This window comes from Bradyrhizobium sp. Kon58 (assembly GCF_055807455.1).
The window spans coordinates 1-246 of sequence record NZ_JBVVOT010000596.1; the positions used below are offsets into that span (position 1 = coordinate 1).

The 246-nt window shown below is 66.3% G+C and carries 1 pseudogene; it reads right to left on the reverse strand.

Annotated features, from left to right (window positions below):
- Positions 1-246: pseudogene (locus AC0L20_RS41615) on the reverse strand (hypothetical protein); the annotation flags it as partial.

Genomic DNA, 246 nt, shown 5'->3' on the forward strand with positions numbered 1-246 from the left:
ACGGCCAGCAGTTCCGCGCGGGGGAAGACCTTGCCGATAGGGTTGTGGGGGTTGCTCAACAGCAGCGCACCGGCGCCGGTCAGCGCCTGGCGCAGCGCCGGCAGGGGCGTGCGGTATTGACCCTCGATCCACTCGAACGGCAGTTCAATGCGCGGCAGGTTCCAGTGAGCGGGTGCCAGGCGCTGACAGGGCGATACGTCGAGCGCGGCTACACCGACAAACAGGTACGCCTTCTTTCGGAATGGT